Annotated in this window: 16 protein-coding genes and 1 pseudogene; 13 read left to right on the plus strand and 4 right to left on the minus strand. The window is 69.9% G+C overall.

The window, feature by feature from the left end; genetic code table 11:
• Nucleotides 1-106: 106 nt before the first annotated feature.
• The gene (locus FE633_RS19895; RefSeq protein ID WP_138046521.1) at nucleotides 107-1,336 is read left to right on the plus strand and encodes a low temperature requirement protein A; all 1,230 of its coding nucleotides are present in this window, start codon (nucleotides 107-109) and stop codon (nucleotides 1,334-1,336) included.
• Between the two features lie 54 nt (nucleotides 1,337-1,390).
• Here FE633_RS19895 and FE633_RS19900 read toward each other — a convergent pair whose 3' ends face one another.
• Entirely contained in the window at nucleotides 1,391-2,038 is a 648-nt protein-coding gene (locus FE633_RS19900; RefSeq protein ID WP_138046522.1) for a class I SAM-dependent DNA methyltransferase, read from the minus strand.
• A 1,234-nt stretch (nucleotides 2,039-3,272) separates the two neighbouring features.
• Between FE633_RS19900 and FE633_RS19905 the strand changes: the two genes are divergently transcribed.
• The 9 genes from FE633_RS19905 (at nucleotide 3,273) to FE633_RS19945 (ending at nucleotide 13,547) form a co-directional block, all read left to right on the plus strand.
• A complete protein-coding gene (locus FE633_RS19905; protein WP_138046523.1) occupies nucleotides 3,273-4,493 on the plus strand; it encodes an amidohydrolase in 1,221 nt (406 codons plus the stop codon).
• Between the two features lie 268 nt (nucleotides 4,494-4,761).
• A complete protein-coding gene (locus FE633_RS19910) occupies nucleotides 4,762-5,844 on the plus strand; it encodes a BMP family lipoprotein (protein ID WP_138046524.1) in 1,083 nt (360 codons plus the stop codon).
• Nucleotides 5,845-6,068: 224 nt separating this feature from the next.
• Entirely contained in the window at nucleotides 6,069-7,121 is a 1,053-nt protein-coding gene (locus FE633_RS19915) for a BMP family lipoprotein (RefSeq protein WP_138046525.1), read from the plus strand.
• Between the two features lie 206 nt (nucleotides 7,122-7,327).
• On the plus strand, nucleotides 7,328-8,938 hold the full coding sequence (locus FE633_RS19920; protein ID WP_138046526.1) for an ABC transporter ATP-binding protein: 1,611 nt from the start codon (nucleotides 7,328-7,330) through the stop codon (nucleotides 8,936-8,938).
• Entirely contained in the window at nucleotides 8,935-10,068 is a 1,134-nt protein-coding gene (locus FE633_RS19925) for an ABC transporter permease (RefSeq protein ID WP_138046527.1), read from the plus strand. Before FE633_RS19920 ends, FE633_RS19925 begins: the two co-directional genes overlap by 4 nt.
• Nucleotides 10,065-11,327, plus strand: a complete 1,263-nt coding sequence (locus FE633_RS19930) for an ABC transporter permease (RefSeq protein ID WP_138046528.1) — start codon at nucleotides 10,065-10,067, stop codon at nucleotides 11,325-11,327. The genes FE633_RS19925 and FE633_RS19930 overlap by 4 nt, the downstream gene beginning before the upstream one ends.
• A complete protein-coding gene (locus FE633_RS19935; RefSeq protein WP_138046529.1) occupies nucleotides 11,324-11,737 on the plus strand; it encodes a cytidine deaminase in 414 nt (137 codons plus the stop codon). Before FE633_RS19930 ends, FE633_RS19935 begins: the two co-directional genes overlap by 4 nt.
• Before the next feature lie 65 nt (nucleotides 11,738-11,802).
• The gene (locus FE633_RS19940; protein ID WP_171060034.1) at nucleotides 11,803-13,080 is read left to right on the plus strand and encodes a thymidine phosphorylase; all 1,278 of its coding nucleotides are present in this window, start codon (nucleotides 11,803-11,805) and stop codon (nucleotides 13,078-13,080) included.
• An 80-nt stretch (nucleotides 13,081-13,160) separates the two neighbouring features.
• Nucleotides 13,161-13,547, plus strand: coding sequence for an STAS domain-containing protein (locus tag FE633_RS19945; RefSeq protein ID WP_138046531.1), 387 nt, complete (start codon nucleotides 13,161-13,163; stop codon nucleotides 13,545-13,547).
• Here FE633_RS19945 and FE633_RS19950 read toward each other — a convergent pair.
• Nucleotides 13,431-14,444, minus strand: coding sequence for a sigma-70 family RNA polymerase sigma factor (locus tag FE633_RS19950; RefSeq protein WP_138046532.1), 1,014 nt, complete (start codon nucleotides 14,442-14,444; stop codon nucleotides 13,431-13,433). The genes FE633_RS19945 and FE633_RS19950 overlap by 117 nt on opposite strands.
• Before the next feature lie 318 nt (nucleotides 14,445-14,762).
• Nucleotides 14,763-16,055, minus strand: a complete 1,293-nt coding sequence (locus FE633_RS19955) for an MFS transporter (RefSeq protein ID WP_138046533.1) — start codon at nucleotides 16,053-16,055, stop codon at nucleotides 14,763-14,765.
• 62 nt (nucleotides 16,056-16,117) lie between these two features.
• On the opposite strand from FE633_RS19955, the gene FE633_RS19960 reads away from it, so the two are divergent.
• On the plus strand, nucleotides 16,118-17,071 hold the full coding sequence (locus FE633_RS19960) for a LysR family transcriptional regulator (RefSeq protein ID WP_171060035.1): 954 nt from the start codon (nucleotides 16,118-16,120) through the stop codon (nucleotides 17,069-17,071).
• Nucleotides 17,072-17,171: 100 nt separating this feature from the next.
• On the opposite strand, the gene FE633_RS19965 is transcribed toward FE633_RS19960, so the two are convergent.
• Nucleotides 17,172-17,933, minus strand: coding sequence for an alpha/beta hydrolase (locus FE633_RS19965; RefSeq protein ID WP_138046534.1), 762 nt, complete (start codon nucleotides 17,931-17,933; stop codon nucleotides 17,172-17,174).
• A 113-nt stretch (nucleotides 17,934-18,046) separates the two neighbouring features.
• Here FE633_RS19965 and FE633_RS19970 point away from each other — a divergent pair, with 113 nt between their 5' ends.
• Both FE633_RS19970 and FE633_RS47335 read left to right on the plus strand, forming a co-directional pair.
• Nucleotides 18,047-19,201 (plus strand): adenosine deaminase, encoded by a 1,155-nt coding sequence (locus FE633_RS19970; RefSeq protein WP_138046535.1) that lies wholly within the window; start codon nucleotides 18,047-18,049, stop codon nucleotides 19,199-19,201.
• A 126-nt stretch (nucleotides 19,202-19,327) separates the two neighbouring features.
• Nucleotides 19,328-19,541 (plus strand): annotated as a pseudogene (locus FE633_RS47335) (ATP-binding protein); the annotation flags it as partial.

Here is a 19,541-nt window from a genome sequence, read left to right on the forward strand (position 1 = left end):
GGCCACCTGCCCCCACTGCCCCACTGTTTCCACTGCTTCCACTCACGATCTGGGTATTGTTCCGCGCGGGCAGACCGGGCGGGGCCCCGGTCGCGGAGGGGGAGTTGTGGCCACACACGGTGAGCGGGCCCGGATCGTCGCCACGGGGGGCGGGCATCGCGTCACGCCCGCCGAGCTGTTCTTCGACCTGGTCTTCGTGTACGCCATCACGCAGGTCACCGCGCTGATGGCGGCTGACCCGACGGCGCTGCGGCTGCTCGGCGGGGCGGTCGTTCTTGCCCTGCTGTGGTGGTGCTGGTGTGCCTACGCCTGGCTGGGCAACGTGGTGCGGGCCGACTTCGGGACGATGTTCAGCGTGCTGGTCGCGGTGATGGCGGTAGTCCTGGTCGCGTCGCTGACCGTGCCGCACGTCTACGCCGACGAGGCCGGGGGCCTGCCCGTACCCCTGGTGTTCGTGCTCTGCTACGGCGCAGTACGGATCCTCCACCTCGTCATCTACTGGATCTCCGACCCCGAGGACCAGGCCCTGCACGCCACCCTGCGCCGGACCGCGCTGTTCTCCGTGGCACCGCCGTTCGCACTGCTCGTGGTCGGCAGCGCCTTCACCGGCCTCACGCAGGTACTGATCTGGCTCGGCGCCGTGCTGATCGACTACCTCGGGATCTACGTCACCGGCTCCTCCGGCTGGCGCGTGGCCTCGCCCGGACATTTCGCCGAACGGCACGGCCTGATCGTCATCATCGCCCTCGGCGAGTCGATCGTCGCGATCGGCGTCGGGGTGTCCGGCTTCGACGTGAGCGCGCCCGTGCTGGCCGCGGCCGCCGTGGGCCTGCTCGTCGTGGCCGGGCTGTGGCAGCTGTACTTCCGCCGGATCAGCGAGGCCGCCGAGCACCGGCTGGCAGGGCTGGACGGCGACGACCGCACGCGCCTGGCCCGCGACGTCTACACGTTCCTCCACCTGCCGCTCGTCGCCGGGGTCGTCCTCAGCGCGCTGGGCATGAAGAAGGTCCTCCAGCAGGTCGCCGACACCGAGCACTACGACCTCTCCGAGCCCCTGCACGGCGTGGTGGCCTGGGCGCTGTCGGGAGGCGTGGGCGTGTTCCTCGTAGCGGCCGCGCTGATCCTGCTGCGTGTCACGGGGCGCCGTTCCGTGGTCCTCCTCGTCGGCGGGGTCCTGTGCCTGTGCGCGGGCGCGCTGACCGTTCTTGTCCCCGCGCTGCTCGCGCTCGCCCTGCTCGCGGGGGTGGTAGCGGTAATCCTGGTGCTGCACGGCCGTACGACGGGCGACGGCGGCGAAGGGCAGGGCAGCGCGGAGTGGGCGTCCGGGGCGGGGTGACCCGGCCGGGTCGGCGAAACGGGGCCCAATGGGTGCGGGCTGGGGTTGCCGGGGCTACTCGGGTTTGCGGGCCAGCAGGAATGCGCGCGGCAGCTTCTCGGTCTCGTTGGGCTCGCGGACGGCCTGGGCGTGCATGACCAGCCCGGCCTTGCCGAGGAGTTCGGCCACGGTGTCCGGTCGCCGCCAGTAGCAGTCCAACGCGATGGTGTGGCCGAACCGCTCCGCCAGGTGCAGATGCTCGTCGCCGGCCTGGAAGGCGAGCAGTACGTGGCCGCCTGGGGTCAGTACGCGGTGGAGCTCGGCGAAGACGTCCGGGAGCTGCTCGTCGGGAACGTGGATGGTCGAGTACAGGGCGGTGATCCCGCCGAGTACGCCGTCCGGGAGGTCGATGGACGTCATCGAGCCCACGTGGAAACGGAGTTCGGGGTACGTCTGCCGGGCCAACGCGACCATGTTCGGCGACAGGTCGATCCCGAACACCGGGAGGTTCAGGCCGTGCAGATACGCCGCCACGTCCCCCAGCCCACATCCCATGTCGGCCACGGGCCCGGCGCCCGCGTCCCGCACGAGTTCGGCGAACGCGTTGATCAGCGCCTGGTCCAGCGCCTTCCCTGCCAGCTCGTCGCGGTAGCGGTCCGCGTAGTCGGCGGCGATCGCGTCGTAGGACGCCCGGGTGGTGCGTACGAAGTGCGGTTCGGTCACGCACGGGGACGATACTGCGGTGCTCTCTCGCGAGGGGCGGTTCGCGAGTTGTTGGCCTGAGGGTTGGCTGCAGTGGGTGCGTGGTTGTTGGTTGCCGTGGGGGCCGCCCGCTTCTCGGCCAGGGTCGTGCTTCCACGGCCCGAGTAAAGGGCGCTGCGCTGCGCTCCGCGTCGGCTGCGCCGATGGCCCTGCGGGCCACCCTTGACTCGGCCCGCTCCAGCACGGGTCAGAAGCGAGCGGGCGGCCCAGGGGGAAGGGGTCCCCGGGCACACATGCGCTCGGGTGGGCGGGGCCATGACCCGGAGGAGACGGACGCGAACGCGCCTCACCAGCACGCCGGGCCGGCTCAGCGACTGACGGCCGGTGGGTGGTGCGCCGGTGGGCTGGGGGAAACAGCTCCTTGGCGGAACACACCGGCGCCGGGTGGCGTCCGCTGGTCGGGGCCGCCGCCCAGGTGGCCATCGCTCACGTGCCTCGGAGGCGACGGGCGCGGGCGCGTCTCGCCTGCACGCCGGGTGGGCTTGGCGACCTCCGGCTTGTGGGCGGGGCGCAACTGGTTTGCCCGGCATGCTGGGGGAGCTTGGCGGGTCTGCGTCCGGTGGGTGGGGCGGGGGATGTGTCCCTGGCGGGGTGTTCCGGATTCGAGTACACATCGGCGCGAAGTGTTCACGCCCGCGGAGCTACCTGCCTTGCCTGCCTGTGGTGGAGCCGAGGCGGACGCGGAGGCGGGCGCGGCGGTTGGCCAAGTGTGTGCTGCGTCCCACGGGATGCGCCTGTGTCCTGGGGTTCTGCCACGGCAACCACGGCAACCACGGCAACCACGGCCCCCACGGCCACTGCGCACCCCTGGCCCACGGCTCGGTCACTCAGTCAACGGGGCGGCCGCTGAGGGTTTCAGTCCCCCAGCCATCCCTCAACCACCCACCAGGCCCTAGCAGTCCCAGTGGGTGAACAGAACCGGCCGGTGTTCCGTATGCGTGGTATGCGTAGAGAGCCCCTTCCCGGCAACCCGGGAAGGGAATCGGCGTCGGGAGTCCTCCAGAGATTTTCCGGCACCGATTCCGGCAGGCCGATTCAAGATCCAGTCGACCGGAAAGCCGGGCGAGTTTACCCATCCCAGTCGATATCTATGCGTTACACGGCTAGATTTTCTCACCCTGACGGGCTGAAATTTTGTTGTTCATGGGTCGGAGAGCCGTCGCGTCGTCCTACCCTTCAGAGGGTGAACCAATTGATGTCCAGAGAGTCCGAGGCCGATACGACCGGGCAAGCCGTGCTCCCCGGCACGCTCCCGGAGGGCCTGCGCGCCGAACTCGTGGCGTTCCGCCGCGACCTGCACATGCACCCGGAGCTGGGCAACCAGGAGTTCCGCACCACCGCGGCGATCAAGGCGCGCCTGGAGCGTGCCGGGCTCCAGCCCCATGTGCTCGCCGTCGGTACCGGCCTCATCTGTGACATCGGCGAGCCGGACCCGGCCCGCCCCATGCTCGCCCTGCGCGCCGACATCGACGCGCTGCCGATCCCGGACACCAAGGTCGACTGCGCCTACCGGTCGACCGTGCCCGACCGCGCGCACGCCTGTGGCCACGACGTCCACACGGCCGTGGTGCTGGGCGCCGGGCTCGTCCTGGCCGACCTGCACCGGCAAGGACGGCTCAAGCGGGCCGTTCGGCTGATCTTCCAGCCCGCCGAGGAAGTGCTGCCCGGCGGTGCGTCGGACGCCATCGAGTCCGGAGCGCTGGAAGGCGTCGGGCGGATCGTCGGCGTGCACTGTGATCCGAAGGTCGACGCGGGGCGCATCGGGCTGCGGCACGGCCCCATCACCTCCGCCTGCGACCGGCTGGAGGTCGCGCTGAACGGGCCGGGCGGTCACACCGCGCGCCCCCACCTCACCACCGACCTGGTCACCGCCGTCGCCCGCGTCGTCACCGACGTACCGGCCCTGGTCGCCCGCCGTGTCGACGCCCGCTCCGGGCTCGCGGTGACCTGGGGCCGTATCGAGTCCGGGCACGCCTGCAACGTCATCCCGCAGCACGCCGAGCTCTCCGGGACCGTACGCTGCCTCGACCTCGCCTCCTGGCGGGCCGCGCCCGACCTCGTGCACGCCGCGATCGACGAGATCGCCAACCTCCACCGGGCCAAGTCGGAGATCAACTACGTCCGCGGGGTTCCGCCGGTCGTCAACGACCCGGAGACGACGGACCTGTTGCGCGACGCGATGGCCATTCGCCGCGGCGTGCACTCCGTCGAGGACACCGAACAGAGCCTGGGCGGCGAGGACTTCTCCTGGTACCTGGAGCAGGTCCCCGGCGCCATGGCCCGCCTCGGGGTGCGTACGCCCGGTGAGTGGGCCGTCCGGGATCTGCACCAGGGCGACTTCGACGCGGACGAGTCGGCGATCACCGTGGGAGTCGAACTCTTCACCGCGGCCGCCTTGTTGGACGCCGATCGTTAGGGCCTGTCCGGCGGACCAGGGTCGGACAGACCCTGGTTCCGCCGCAACACCGGTCGAACGCCCGCCGCCACCGGGGTGCCCCTTCGGTGCCCCTTCGTCCGCTCACGTCACTCGGACGTAACCGGCGGCGGGCAAACGTAACCAGCCGTCGGCACGAATCGATAACGGCCGCGATGAACCCCGTTCCCCTCGTCGTCTACGCGCGTTACTGTGCGCCGCAGTCAGCGTCGGCGCTCACGGCGCTTTGGGGAATGTAAGGGGTACTCTCATGCGTCGGATTTCTCGGATCTCTCGGAAGACGAGACTTTCCCAAGCGGCCGTCGCCGTCGCGGTCGTCGTCGTCGCTGCCGCCGGGTGCGGCGAGACCAGCAGCGAGTCGTCGCAGAGTGAAGGTGACTCGAAGAGCGGCTACTCGGGCAAGGGCATAGGCCTCGCCTACGACATCGGCGGCCGGGGCGACCAGTCCTTCAACGACGCGGCCTTCGCCGGCTACGAGAAGGCAAGGAAAGAGTTCAAGATCGGCGGCAACGACATCGAGCCGGGCGACTCCGAGTCCAGCGCCGACAAGGTGCAGCGCCTGGAGCAGATGGCCAAGGCCGGCTACAACCCCGTGATCGGCGTCGGCTACATCTACGCCCCGGCGGTCAAGGAAGTCGCCGCCAAGTTCCCGAAGGTCACCTTCGGCATCATCGACGACGGCACCGTCAAGGCCGACAACGTGGCCGACATGCTGTTCGCCGAGGAGCAGGCCTCGTACCTCGCGGGTGTGGCCGCCGCCAAGGCCACCAAGGTCAACCACGTCGGCTTCATCGGCGGTGTGGACATCCCCCTCATCCACAAGTTCGAGGCGGGCTTCGTCCAGGGGGTGCAGTCGATCAACCCGAAGATCAAGATCGAGAAGCGCTACCTCACCGAGAAGCCCGAGGAGGGCGGGTTCGCCAGCCCGAGCATGGGCAAGGAGGCCACAAGCGGCCAGATCGAGGACGGCGCCGACGTGATCTACCACGCCGCGGGCCTGTCCGGGCAGGGCGTCATCCAGGAGGCCGCGGCCAACAAGGTCTGGGCGATCGGTGTCGACTCCGACCAGTACCAGCAGAAGGCCCTCGCCAAGTCCAAGGACTACATCCTGGGCTCCGCGCTCAAGGACGTCGGCGGCGCCGTCTACAACCTCACCAAGTCGGTCGTCGAGGGCAAGCCGCTCTCCGGCGAACAGCGCGGCGACCTGAAGTCCGGCGGCGTGGGCTTCGCCGACTCCAACCCGAAGTACAAGGCGATGACCGAAGTCGTGGCGGCCGTGGACAAGGCCAAGGAGGACATCGTCAGCGGCAAGGTGACGGTCGACACAGAGTGACCACTCGCCATCCAGCCGTCTGATGACGCCTCAGTAGAGAGCTTCGCAGGTCGTACGCCCCTTGCCGGTCGCAAGGGGCGTACGACGTTCCGTAGTCTTCGGGTCCTCTGCGGCCACAGCTCGATAACGGACGGGACAGAAGGGTTTTTCTGGCTGGTCTACGCGCGTTACGCTGCGCCGGAACCAGCGTCTGTACAGGCGCTTGCACTAAGGAGTTTCCTTCCATGCGCCGGGTGTCCCGAATCGCGGTTGCGGGCGTTGCTACCGCTACCCTCGCCGTTTCCGTCGCCGCCTGTGGCGGCACGTCCAGCGAATCCGCCGGCAGCGGCGACGGCAAGAGCAAGGGCCTCGCCCTTGCGTACGACGTCGGTGGCAAGGGCGACCAGTCCTTCAACGACGCCGCGACCGCCGGTATGGAGAAGGCGGCCGCGGAGTTCAAGTACGGCTCCAAGGCCGTCGAGCCCACCGACGGCGAATCGGACGCCGACAAGGCGCAGCGTCTGGAGACGCTGGCCAAGGCGGGCTACAACCCGGTCATAGGCGTCGGCTACGCGTACGCCCCGGCGGTCAAGGAGGTCGCCGACAAGTTCCCGAAGGTCACCTTCGGCATCGTCGACGACGAGCAGGTGAGCAAGAAGAACGTCGCCGACCTCGTCTTCCACGAGGAGCAGGCCTCCTACCTGGCGGGCGTCACCGCGGCCCTGAGCACCAAGTCCAAGACCGTCGGCTTCATCGGCGGCGTGGACAACCCGCTCATCCACAAGTTCGAGGCGGGCTTCAAGCAGGGTGTCGCGGCCACGAACCCGAAGGTCAAGGTCCTCTCGCAGTACCTGACCGAGAAGGCCGAGGACGGCGGCTTCGCCAGCCCCGACAAGGGCAAGACCGCCGCCCAGGGGCAGATCGAGGACGGCGCCGACGTGGTGTACCACGCCGCGGGCCTGTCCGGTCAGGGCGTGATCGAGGCCTCGGCCGCCGCGAAGGTGTGGGCCATCGGCGTCGACTCCGACCAGTACCAGCAGAAGCCCCTCGCGGCGTACAAGAAGTACATCCTCACCTCGGCCATGAAGGACGTCGCCGGCGCGGTCTACGACCTCGCCAAGTCGGTCCAGGACGGCAAGCCCGAGACCGGTGTCGTGCGCGCATCCCTCAAGACCGGTGGTGTGAGCCTCGCCGACTCCAACCCCGTGTTCAAGAACAACACCAAGCTGCAGGAGGCCCTGAAGAAGGCCTCCGAGGGCATCAACGACGGCACGATCAAGGTCAAGACCACGCCGTAAGGATGGTCAATCCGACGCTGTAATGGCAGCGTTACGGTCGCGAAAACGGGGTGTGGGGGGATGGCCTTCCCGCGCCCCGTTCGCGCGGCGGATGAGCCGGCCCGTATCCGAGAAGTCGGGATACATGCACAACGCTCGACTCCGCAGAAGTAGTTGAAGCAGGGGCGCTACGCGTAGACCGGCCCCTTTCCCAAGGAGAGTGCGCCATCGACGCGTCCAGCAGCCCTCCGCTCGCCGCACAGTCGACCGTCGCGGTCGAACTGGCGGGGATCACCAAGCGATTCCCCGGTGTCGTCGCCAACCACGACATCCATCTGTCCGTCCACAAGGGCACCGTGCACGCCCTCGTCGGTGAGAACGGCGCCGGCAAGTCGACCCTGATGAAGATCCTCTACGGCATGCAGAAGCCGGACGAGGGCACCATCGCCGTCGACGGCGAGCAGGTGAGCTTCTCCAGTCCCGCCGACGCCATCGCGCGCGGTATCGGCATGGTCCACCAGCACTTCATGCTGGCCGACAATCTCACCGTCCTCGAGAACGTCGTCCTGGGCAGCGAGAAGCTCCACGGCATCGGCGGCGGCGCCCGGCGGAAGATCAAGGAGATCTCCGAGCGCTACGGCCTCGGGGTCCGCCCGGACGCCCTGGTCGAGAACCTCGGTGTCGCCGACCGCCAGCGCGTGGAGATCCTCAAGGTCCTCTACCGCGGCGCCCGCATCCTGATCCTGGACGAGCCCACCGCCGTCCTCGTGCCGCAGGAGGTCGACGCGCTCTTCGGCAACCTCCGCGAGCTCAAGGCCGAGGGCCTGTCCGTCATCTTCATCTCCCACAAGCTGGGCGAGGTCCTGTCGGTCGCCGACGACATCACCGTCATACGCCGCGGCACCACGGTCGGTACGGCCGTCCCGTCCGAAACCACTCCGCGCCAGCTCGCCGAGCTGATGGTGGGCAGCGAGCTGCCGACGCCCGAGACCAGCGAGTCCATGGTCACCGACCGCCCGATCATCCAGGTCGATCAACTGCGCCTGGAGGCCGAGGGCGGCCGAGCGGTCCTGGACGACATCTCCTTCACCATCCACGAGGGAGAGGTCCTGGGCATCGCCGGTGTCGAGGGCAACGGGCAGACCGAGCTGATCGACGCGCTCATCGGCCTCAAGTCCGCCGACTCCGGAGTGATCCGGCTGGCCGGCGACGACATCACCGGCTGGCCCACCCGCCGGCGCCGCGAGGACGGCATCGGCTACATCCCCGAGGACCGCCACCGCCACGGCCTGCTCCTCGAAGCACCGCTGTGGGAGAACCGGATCCTCGGCCATGTCACCGAGAAGCCCAACAGCAAGGGCTTCTGGCTGGACATCAAGGGCGCCCAGGACGACACCCGCCGGATCGTCGAGCAGTACGACGTCCGCACCCCCGGCATCGACGTCACCGCCGCCTCACTCTCCGGCGGCAACCAGCAGAAGCTGATCGTCGGCCGCGAGATGACCCACAAGCCGCGCTTCCTGATAGCCGCCCACCCCACCCGCGGTGTGGACGTCGGCGCGCAGGCCGCGATCTGGGACCACATCCGCGAGGCGCGCCGCGAGGGCCTCGCCGTGCTGCTGATCTCCGCCGATCTGGACGAGCTGATCGGCCTGTCCGACACCCTCCGCGTGATCTACAACGGCAGGCTGGTCGCGGACGCCGACCCCGCCACCATCACCCCGGAGGAACTCGGCTCGGCCATGACCGGAGCCGCCTCCGGTCATCTGGAGCACGTAGAGGACGACGAGCACGCAGAGGACGACGACCCCGCCGCCCCGGAGGACGAGGCCCGATGAAGAAGTTCGACAAGGAGCGGGTGCTCCTCGCGGTGGCAGGCCCTGTCATCGCGCTCGTCGCGGCCGTGGTGCTCACCTCGGTCGTGCTGATCGCCTCGGGCAAGAACCCGATCGAGCCGTACCTCCTGATGCTCGAGCAGGCCGGGTTCTCCGACGTCCAGGTCCTGATCATCAACCAGGCCGGCATGTACTACCTGGCCGCGCTCGCGGTGGCCGTCGGCTTCCGGATGAACCTCTTCAACATCGGCGTCGACGGCCAGTACCGCCTCGCCGCGATGATGACCGCGGTGGTCGGCGCGCACGTGGGTCTGCCCGCCGTGCTGCAGATCCCGTTCCTGATGCTGGTCGCCATGCTCACCGGTGCCTTCTGGGCCGGCATCGCCGGTCTCCTCAAGGTCACCCGCGGGGTGAGCGAGGTCGTCGCGACGATCATGCTCAACGCGATCGCCACCAGCCTCATCGGCTACCTCACGCTCACCGAGGTCTGGGGCGTGCCGCTCGGCAACAACCAGACCACCGGAGTGATGAAGGAGTCCGGCTGGTTCCCCGCCATCAGCATGGGCAAGGCGGGCGACATCTACGGCTTCACCATCGTCGCCGTGCTCGCGGGCGTCCTGTACTGGCTGATCCTCAACCGCACCCGCTTCGGCTTCGACCTGCGCGCCACCGGCGCCTCCGAGTCCGCCGCCGCGGCCTCCGGCGTGGACGCGGGGCGCATGGTCCTCACCGCCATGCTGATCTCCGGCGGGGTCGCCGGTCTCGCCGGCATGCCGATCCTGCTCGGCGACGCCCACACCTACAGCCTGTCCTTCCCGGCGGGCCTCGGTTTCACCGGCATCACCATCGCGCTGCTCGGCCGCAACAACCCGGTCGGCATCGCCTTCGCGGCGCTCCTCATCGCTTTCCTCGACAAGGCCTCGCCCGCCCTCGACTACGCGCTCCCGGTGGCATACGACAAGGAGATCGCGGTGATCATGCAGGGTCTCATCGTGATCGCGGTAGTTGTCTCCTACGAGGCCGTACGCGTCTGGGGTCTGCGGCGCCAGCAGCGGCGGGTCGGCGAGGAGCTGGCCGCGGCCATTGCTGCCGACCACGACAACTCCACGAAGAAGGAGGTGGCTGCCCGATGAGTACCGCAACCGTCGCCAAGCCGCAGGCGCCGAAGCCCGCCCAGGGCCGCCGCCGTATCACGCTCCCGGTCCTCCTGCTGCTCGTCGCGGGCCTGCTGGTGCTGGTCTCCGTCGTCCGCCTCATCACCGACGCGAACGGCATCACCTCCACCGGTCAGATGTCCACCGCCCTGCGCCTCGCCGTGCCGATCGGCCTCGCCGGCCTCGGCGGCCTGTGGGCCGAGCGTTCCGGTGTCGTCAACATCGGGCTCGAGGGCATGATGATCCTCGGCACCTGGTTCGGCGCCTGGGCCGGCTTCCAGTGGGGTCCGTGGGTCGGTGTCGCGTTCGGCATCATCGGCGGCGCCCTCGGCGGCCTGCTGCACGCGATCGTGACCGTCACCTTCAACGTCAACCACATCGTCTCCGGTGTGGCCATCAACATCCTCGCGCTCGGCGTCACCCGCTATCTGTCGACCTTCGCCTTCGAGGGGCAGGACGGCGGTACGTCCAAGCAGTCGCCGCCCGTCGAATCGCTCGGCTCCTTCGACGTCCCCGGCCTGTCCTCCTGGCTGGAGACCCTCAACGGGAAGCACTGGTTCCTGGTCTCCGACGTCGCCGGGCTCCTCGGCGGTCTGATCACCGGCCTCTCCCCGCTGACCGTGATCGCCGTCGCGCTGGTCCCGCTGACCTGGTGGGTGCTGTGGCGCACCGCCTTCGGCCTGCGCCTGCGTTCCTGCGGCGAGAACCCGGTCGCCGCCGAGTCCCTGGGCGTCAACGTCTACAAGTACAAGTACCTGGCCGTGATCATCTCCGGTGGCTTCGCCGGCCTCGGCGGCGCCTTCCTGTCGCTCGTCGCCGCGAACATCTACCTGGAGGGCCAGACCGGCGGCCGCGGCTACATCGGTCTCGCCGCGATGATCTTCGGCAACTGGATGCCGGGCGGACTCGCCGTCGGCGCGGGCCTGTTCGGCTACACCGACAGCCTCAAGCTGCGCGGCGGCGGCACCAACGTCCACGCGCTGTTGCTGCTCCTGGCGATACTGCTGGTGATCGGCGCGATCTACCTGCTGTGGAAGAAGAAGTACATCCAGTCGGCGATCACCGCCGTCGTCTCGGTGCTCTTCTTCGTCTGGTACACCTCGACCAACGAGGTCCCCAACCAGGTCGTCACCGCGACCCCGTACGTCGTCACGCTGCTGGTCCTCGCGCTCTCCGCGCAGCGCCTGCGCATGCCGAAGGCGGACGGCCAGCCCTATCGGAGGGGGCAGGGCGGATGACCTCGTCCGAGGCCGGTTCCCCGACCGTCGACTGGGAGGCCCTGCGCGCCGCGGCTCGCGAGGCCATGTCCCGCGCGTACGCCCCGTACTCGGGCTTCCCGGTCGGCGCCGCGGCCCTGGTCGACGACGGCCGGCTGGTCTCGGGCTGCAACGTCGAGAACGCCTCGTACGGCCTCGGCCTGTGCGCGGAGTGCGGACTGGTCTCGGCGCTCCAGCTCAGCGGGGGCGGGCGGCTGACGCACTTCACGTGCGTCGACGGCGAGGGGGAGATCCTGATGCCGTGCGGACGCTGCCGTCAGCTGCTCTTCGAGTTCGGCGGTCCCGAGCTGATCCTGGAGACCCCGGCCGGGTTCGTGCCGCTCTCCGAGATGCTGCCGCAGCCCTTCGGGCCGGGGCATCTCCCCAAGTAACGCACCGGCGGCCCCTCCCGCTCACCGGGAGGGGCCGCTGCTCTTTCGGAAGGAAAGCCTTGTCCATGGACGCCATCTCCGTCATCCGCACCAAGCGGGACCGCGGTGAGCTCGGCGACGAGCAGATCGACTGGGTCATCGACGCGTACACCCGGGGCGAGGTCGCCGACGAGCAGATGTCCGCGCTCGCGATGGCGATCCTCCTCAACGGCATGAACCGCCGCGAGATCGCCCGCTGGACCGCCGCGATGATCGCCTCCGGTGAGCGCATGGACTTCTCGTCCCTGTCCCGGCCGACCGCCGACAAGCACTCCACGGGCGGTGTCGGCGACAAGATCACGCTGCCGCTCGCGCCGCTGGTCGCCGCGTGCGGCGCCGCCGTGCCGCAGCTGTCCGGGCGCGGCCTCGGCCACACCGGCGGCACCCTCGACAAGCTGGAGTCGATCCCCGGCTGGCGCGCGCTGCTGTCGAACGAGGAGATGCTGTCCGTACTGGACGGCGTCGGCGCGGTGATCTGCGCGGCCGGTGACGGTCTGGCGCCGGCGGACAAGAAGCTGTACGCGCTCCGCGACGTCACCGGCACCGTGGAGGCGATCCCGCTGATCGCCTCGTCGATCATGTCGAAGAAGATCGCCGAGGGCACGGGTTCGCTGGTCCTGGACGTGAAGGTGGGCTCGGGTGCCTTCATGAAGACGATCGAGGACGCGCGTGAACTGGCGTCCACGATGGTCGGATTGGGCACGGACCACGGCGTGAAAACCGTCGCCCTGCTGACGGACATGTCCACCCCGCTCGGTCTCACGGCGGGCAACGCCCTCGAGGTCCGCGAGTCGGTGGAAGTGCTGGCGGGCGGGGGGCCACAGGACGTGGTCGAGCTGACGCTGGCCCTGGCCCGCGAGATGCTCGACGCGGCGGGCGTGCGGGACGTCGATCCCGCGAAGGCGCTGGCGGACGGTTCGGCCATGGACGTGTGGCGCCGCATGATCGCGGCCCAGGGCGGCGACCCGGACGCCCCGCTGCCGGCCTCCCGCGAGCAGCACGTGATCAAGGCCCCCTCCTCGGGCGTACTGACCCGCCTCGACGCGTACGACATCGGCATCGCCGCCTGGCGCCTGGGCGCCGGCCGCGCCCGGAAGGAGGACCCGGTGCAGGCCGCCGCGGGCATCGAGATGCACGCCAAGCCGGGCGCCACGGTGACGGAGGGCCAGCCCCTGCTGACCCTCCACACGGACACCCCCGAGCGCTTCGCCTACGCGCTGGAGGCGGTCGAGGGCTCGTACGACATCGAGCCGGCGGGCACGGCCTTCACGGCGGCACCGGTGGTGCGGGAACGTATCGCCTGAACTGCTGCTTTCCCTTTCGGGTGAACGGGATCGGTGGACCGGCGCCGGTCCCGTTCGGCATGCTCGGCGGGTACCCAGCGATGAGTTCCGCGTCCACGCGCGGTCTACCGTTCGTGGACGCCATGACACCCCCCGTAATCGTGCTGTCCGGCCCTGTCGCCCGTGATGAGGTGCCGCGGCTGAGCGAAGACGTGCGCACGAGACTCGAGGCCACCGGTGCGGGTGTCGTCGTATGCGATGTCGCCGGTCTCGGTCCGCCGGGTCTGACCACCGTCGACGTACTGGCCAGACTCCAGCTCGCCGCCCGCCGCGCCGGAGGCCGGATACGCCTGCGCGACCCCGACCCGGCGCTACGGGCGCTGCTCGGCCTCGTCGGGCTCGGCTTCGAGGTGGAGGGGCAGCCCGAAGAGCGGGAACCAGCGCTTCGTGTCGAGGAAGCAGTGGAACCCGGCGATCCGGCCGCCTGATATCTCCAGGACCTGCACGGCCCACGCCGTGTGACCGCCCTGCTCCGGATCCGGCTTGTACTGCGCGAAGCCCGGCAGACCGTTGACCTCGACCGGCACCAGGTGTGAGTTCGCACAGGGCGCGCCGAGCGTCGTCATGAAGCCCGTGATGTCCTCGGGGCCGCTCAGCCACAGGTCGAACGGCGGCATCGTCATCACGGCGTCCTCGTGCAGCAGGGCCGTCAGCGCCGTCATGTCGTAGCCCTCGAACGCGGCCACGTAGCGCTCCAGGAGCTTCTGCTGCTCCGCGTCGAGCGGATCGGAGACGGCGGCCTCCGCGGCGGCGCCGTCCCTCTCGGCGAGGGTCGCGCGGGCCCGCTGGAGCGCGCTGTTGACCGAGGCGACCGTCGTGCCGAGCAGCTCGGCGACCTCGCTCGCCTTCCAGGCCAGGACCTCGCGCAGGATCAGCACGGCTCTCTGCTTGGGCGGCAGTTGCTGCAGGGTGGCCATGAAGGCGAGGCGCACCGACTCCTTCGCCACCGCGGCCTCGGCCGGGTCGCTGACCGTCGGCAGGACGCGCGCGTCCGGCATCGGCTCCAGCCAGGTGTTGTCCGGGCGCGGGGTCAGGGCCGCCTGCGCCAGGGGCGTCGAGTCGGTCAGGTCCATCGGGCGGGCCCGTTTGTTGCCTGCCGTCAGCATGTCCAGGCATACGTTCGTCGCGATCCGGTACAGCCACGAGCGCATCGAGGAGCGGCCCTCGAACTTGTCGTAGCTGCGCCAGGCGCGCACGAGGGTGTCCTGCACCGCGTCCTCGGCCTCGAAGGACGAGCCGAGCATCCGGTAGCAGTACCCCGTCAGCTCAACGCGGTGCTTCTCCAACCGGACGTCGAGGTCCTCCGTCGTCGTACCGTCGCTCATGGCCCACCCACCCCTGTGGCTGCTTCCGTCGCACGCGCCTTTGCGCGCCAGCACTTCGGAAGCTACCGCAGCCCACTGACAATGGCGCCCGGAGTAAGCGAAGGTCCAGGTCAGGGTTTGTTCGCCCCCGCCGCCCCTACCCGTTCCCATCCCCTGGGGCTCCGCCCCAGACCCCGCTCCTCAAACGCCGGAGGGGCTGATCTTCAGCCCGTCCGGCGTTTGAGGACGAGGCCGTTCAGGCCGATACGGGGGTCTGGGGGCGGAGCCCCCAGGTACGGGATGGGACGGGTAGGGGCGGCGGGGGCGAAACCCCGTTCGTCAGCGCGCCGCTGCCAGGTCCCGGCGTGCCTCGACCCGCGCCGCGTGCGAACCGACCACCGTGATCGCCACGACTCCGAGTACCGCCAGCAGACCCAGCCCCACCGTCCCGGCCCAGCCGCCCGCGTGGAACGCCACCGCGCCGAGGGTGCTTCCGGCGCTGGAGCCGACGTAGTACGCGGACTGGTAGATCGCGGAAGCCTGGGCGCGGCCCTGCTTGGCGGTGTGGCTGACCGAGGACGAGGCGACCGAGTGGCCCGCGAAGAAGCCCGCGGTGATCAGGACCAGGCCGAGCAGGACCAGCGGCAGCGAGTCCGCCAGCGACAGCAGCAGACCCGTCGTCGTCGTGCCGCCCGCCAGGTAGAGGGAGCCCCGGCGCCCCAGCCGGCCCACCAGCTTGCCCGCGGTCGAGGCGGAGACCGTACCGACCAGGTAGACCAGGAAGATCGAGCCGATGATGCCCTGGCCGAGGGAGAACGGGGCGTCGGTCAGCCGGTAGCCGATCACCGTGTAGACCGCACCGAAGACCGTCATGAACAGCGCGCCGATCGCGTACAGCCGGCGCAGCAGCGGGTTCGACAGGTGCCCCTTGACCGTGCGGGCCAGCACCCGCGGCCGCAGCGAGCCCGGCTTGAAGTGCTTGGGTGCCGGGAGCAGCAGCCGGAAGGCCACCGCGCACGCCACAGCGACGACCCCGATCGTGCCGAGGGCGACTCGCCAGCCCCACTCCTGCGCGACCCAGCCGGTGATGACCCGGCCGCTCATGCCGCCGACGCTGTTGCCCGCGACGAACAGGCCGATCGCCGTGAACAGCGCCTTCGGCCGTACTTCCTCCGCGAGATACGCCGTCGCCGAGGCCGGCAGCCCGGCCAGGGCCGCACCCTGCACGGCCCGCAGCGCGATCAGCGCGCCGACCGACGGAGCGAAGGGAACCAGCAGCCCGACGGTCACCGCGATCGCCAGGGACGCCGTCATCAACGTACGCCGTCCGAACCGCTCCGACAGCGCGCTCAGCGGGAGGACGAACAGCGCCAGCGCACCGGTCGCCGCCGACACCGTCCAGCTCGCCGCGCTCGCCGTCGCCCCGAAGTCGCTGGAGATCAGCGGGAGGAGAGCCTGGGTGGAGTAGAGGAGCGCGAAGGTCGCCACACCCGCGAGGAAGAGGGCGAAGCTCATCCGGCGGTAGCCGGGCCCGCCCGGGGCCATCCGGGAGTCGGTGGCGGAAAGCGCGGTGGGGGAAAGAGTCGAGGCGGCGCCCACGGTGGTGGACGCCTCGGTACTGGCGTAAGGCATGCTTCGAACCTAAAGACCGGCCGCTCATCCGTCCAATGCATGGAATCGCCATAATCGTTCCCATGATGCATCAGCAGAGGTCAGAGCCTCACCTGTCACCATCCAGTGACACAGAAGACATCGTTGCGCTACTCGCCCCACGCCTCGCGTACTTCGCCGGGGTGGCACGCACCGAGCACGTCACGCGGGCCGCGCAGGAGATGCAGGTCCCGCAGTCGACCCTGTCCCGGGCCATGGTCCGCCTCGAACAGGACCTGGGCGTCGACCTGTTCGCCCGCCGGGGCCGTACCGTCTCGCTCACGCCCGCCGGGCGTACGTTCCTCGCCTCCGTGGAGCGGGCCCTCGCCGAGATCGAGCGGGCCGCCGACGCGGTACGGGCCGACGCGGACGCCACCTCCGGCAAGGTCGCCTTCGGCTTTCTGCACACCATGGGCTCGGAGACCGTGCCCGGCCTCATCCGCGCCTTCCGGGCCGATCATCCGCGGGTCCGCTTCAGCCTCGTACAGAACTACGGCGAGGCGATGATCGAGCGGATGCGCGCGGGCGAGCTGGACCTCTGCCTCACCTCGCCCGTGCCGGACGCCCCCGACCTCGTGGCCCGCCGCCTCGACGAGCAGAAGCTGCGCCTGGTCGTGCCCGCCGACCACAGCCTCGCCGCACGCAAGCGCGTCCGCCTCGCGGAGGCCGCCGACGAGACGTTCGTGACCCTCGAACCCGGTTACGGCCTGCGCCGCATCACCGACGACCTCTGCCAGCAGGCCGGCTTCCGCCCGCGTGTCGCCTTCGAGGGCGAGGAGGCCGAGACGCTGCGAGGTCTCGTGGCCGCCGGTCTCGGAGTCGCCCTCCTGCCGCCACCAGCCGTACCCCGCCCGGGAGTTGTCGAACTGACGGTCACCGCCCCGCGCGCGGCCCGCGAGATCGGCGTCGCCTGGCTGGACGGCCACCCGGACACACCGCCCGTGGCGGCCTTCAAGAAGTTCCTGCTGTCGAGAAGGGGCCACTTGCTGCCGGACTAGGTGGCGCCCCTTCAGGGGCGCGGGGCTGTGACAACATGCGGCTCCGCCGCGGGGCGCGACCAGCCCACCACAACCCGCGGACCGCACATCACCCAAGCCCCTAACGGTGCAGGGACTTCCCAAAGCCGGAGGCGAGCGGCATCCGCAACCCCAACGGCGGCGGAGCCGCCAACGCGTCCTCGACAGGCCGGGAGAACGCCCGCCCGAACAGCGTCCCCAGCACGAAGTCCTCCGCGAGCGCGTGGACTTCTCCCCGGTGCTGAGACAGCCCGTGCCCGTCGGAGTGGACCTCGAAGCGGCAGATGCCGGGATTGGCCTTCTTCGCTCGCGCCGCGAACCGGAAGGACAGCTCCGGGTCGGTGCGCGCGTCCATCGTGCCGTGCACGATCATGATCCGCCGCCCGGCGAGCTGCTTCACCGGCTCGGGCGATGCCGCGGCGTCGTCCTCGGGCAGCCAGGGGGACTGCGCCAGCACGGAGCCGACGGCCGTGTGCCCGGCCGCGTGCAGCGCCGCCCGCCCGCCCATGTCCACTCCGGCGAGGCACACGGGGACGTCTCCGTAGCGGCGTACGACCTCGTCGCAGGCCCAGGAGGCGTCGTGCGCCAGGTGAGCGTCGCTGCCGTTCCAGCCGCGGAACCTGTAGTGCACCACGTGCGCGACCAGGCCTTCCGTACGTCCCGCGCGCGTGAGGTGTCGTCCCAGCGCGCGCACGGAGGCGGTCGCCAGCATCGGTGAGGGTCTGCGTGCGGAGGTCTCCTCGCCGCCCGGCAGCAGCAGCACCACGCCGCTCACCGCTGTCGGCTCCGGACCAAGTGCCCGCCCCAGCCGGGGCCTGCGAACCGGCGTCGCTTGCTGTGCCATGACAGAACAGTGTCAGAAGCGAGGATGTACGCCACCCTTCGGCCGGGTCACCGTTGGGTATCGACGGATCACCGCAGGAGGAGTTCTACGCGCGTAGGCGTTATGGTGCGAAGATGACGAGCCAGCACCAGCACACTCCCGGTGCGGACCAGATCCGCCGGGCCCCCAAGGTCCTGCTGCACGACCACCTCGACGGGGGCCTGCGCCCGGGCACCATCGTCGACCTCGCGCGCGAGACCGGGTATCAGAACCTGCCCGAGACCGACCCCGACAAGCTCGGCGTCTGGTTCCGCGAGGCCGCCGACTCCGGCTCCCTGGAACGGTATCTGGAGACCTTCGCGCACACCTGCGCCGTCATGCAGACCCGTGAGGCGCTGGTGCGGGTCGCCGCCGAGTGCGCCGAGGACCTCGCCGAGGACGGAGTCGTCTACGCCGAGGTGCGGTACGCGCCCGAGCAGCACCTGGAAGCCGGGCTGACCCTCGAAGAGGTCGTCGAGGCCGTCAACGAGGGCTTCCGGGAAGGCGAGCGGCGCGCCCGCGAGAGCGGCCACCGGATCCGCGTCGGCGCGCTCCTGACCGCCATGCGGCACGCGGCACGCGCTCTGGAGATCGCCGAGCTGGCCAACCGCTACCGCGACGTGGGGGTCGTCGGCTTCGACATCGCGGGCGCCGAGGCCGGCTTCCCGCCCACCCGTCACCTCGATGCCTTCGAGTACATGAAGCGGGAGAACAACCACTTCACGATCCACGCCGGAGAAGCCTTCGGGCTCCCCTCCATCTGGCAGGCCCTCCAGTGGTGCGGCGCCGACCGGCTCGGCCACGGCGTGCGCATCATCGACGACATCCAGGTCGGCGGCGACGGCTCCGTGAAGCTCGGCCGCCTCGCCTCGTACGTGCGCGACAAGCGCATCCCGCTGGAGCTGTGCCCCAGCTCCAACCTCCAGACGGGCGCCGCCGACTCGTACGGCGAGCACCCCATCGGGCTGCTGCGCCGGTTGCACTTCAGGGCGACCGTGAACACCGACAACCGGCTGATGTCCGGCACCAGCATGAGCCGTGAATTCGAGCACCTGGTCGACGCATTCGGCTATTCGCTCGACGACATGCAGTGGTTCACAGTCAATGCGATGAAATCAGCATTCATTCCTTTCGATGAACGACTCGCGATGATCAATGACGTGATCAAGCCCGGTTATGCGGAACTGAAGTCCGAATGGCTGTTCCAGCAGACCGCTTCCACCAGCGGTTCTGCGGTAGAAGAGCGCTGATCGTGCCATACGGAAAGCGGCCGGGTGCGGGGTCACTCGGCCGCTTTTCGATGTTTGCGGGGCGTGCGGGCACGTGATTACGGTTTTGGACCGCTGAAAACCACGTCACCGCACGCAAGGACGAAGATGAAGCAGTCTGCTGCCAAGACCCTCGGTGTCGCCGCTCTCGGTGCCGCCTTCGCCGCCGTCGGCGCCGGCGCCGCCAACGCGGCCCCGGCGGGTCCGGACGCCCCGGCCCTGGACACCGTCACCCAGACGCTGCAGAACAGCCCCGTGGACGGCGCCGCGACGCTGCCCGCCGGTTCTCCCGAAGTGCTCGCCCAGGGCCAGGACGCGCTCG

The organism is Streptomyces montanus, assembly GCF_005786655.1.
Classification (GTDB): Bacteria; Actinomycetota; Actinomycetes; order Streptomycetales; family Streptomycetaceae; genus Streptomyces; species Streptomyces sporangiiformans.

What these genes read in the sequence shown, in the direction of transcription:
- FE633_RS19905 (WP_138046523.1), top strand. Translation starts at nt 3,273, where the DNA reads ATGTCCAGAGAGTCCGAGGCCGATACGACCGGGCAAGCCGTGCTCCCC.
- FE633_RS19910 (WP_138046524.1), top strand. Translation starts at nt 4,762, where the DNA reads ATGCGTCGGATTTCTCGGATCTCTCGGAAGACGAGACTTTCCCAAGCG.
- FE633_RS19915 (WP_138046525.1), top strand. Translation starts at nt 6,069, where the DNA reads ATGCGCCGGGTGTCCCGAATCGCGGTTGCGGGCGTTGCTACCGCTACC.
- FE633_RS19925 (WP_138046527.1), top strand. Translation starts at nt 8,935, where the DNA reads ATGAAGAAGTTCGACAAGGAGCGGGTGCTCCTCGCGGTGGCAGGCCCT.
- FE633_RS19930 (WP_138046528.1), top strand. Translation starts at nt 10,065, where the DNA reads ATGAGTACCGCAACCGTCGCCAAGCCGCAGGCGCCGAAGCCCGCCCAG.
- FE633_RS19935 (WP_138046529.1), top strand. Translation starts at nt 11,324, where the DNA reads ATGACCTCGTCCGAGGCCGGTTCCCCGACCGTCGACTGGGAGGCCCTG.
- FE633_RS19940 (WP_171060034.1), top strand. Translation starts at nt 11,803, where the DNA reads ATGGACGCCATCTCCGTCATCCGCACCAAGCGGGACCGCGGTGAGCTC.
- FE633_RS19945 (WP_138046531.1), top strand. Translation starts at nt 13,161, where the DNA reads ATGAGTTCCGCGTCCACGCGCGGTCTACCGTTCGTGGACGCCATGACA.
- FE633_RS19950 (WP_138046532.1), bottom strand. Translation starts at nt 14,444, where the DNA reads ATGAGCGACGGTACGACGACGGAGGACCTCGACGTCCGGTTGGAGAAG.
- FE633_RS19955 (WP_138046533.1), bottom strand. Translation starts at nt 16,055, where the DNA reads ATGCCTTACGCCAGTACCGAGGCGTCCACCACCGTGGGCGCCGCCTCG.
- FE633_RS19960 (WP_171060035.1), top strand. Translation starts at nt 16,118, where the DNA reads ATGATGCATCAGCAGAGGTCAGAGCCTCACCTGTCACCATCCAGTGAC.
- FE633_RS19965 (WP_138046534.1), bottom strand. Translation starts at nt 17,933, where the DNA reads ATGGCACAGCAAGCGACGCCGGTTCGCAGGCCCCGGCTGGGGCGGGCA.
- FE633_RS19970 (WP_138046535.1), top strand. Translation starts at nt 18,047, where the DNA reads ATGACGAGCCAGCACCAGCACACTCCCGGTGCGGACCAGATCCGCCGG.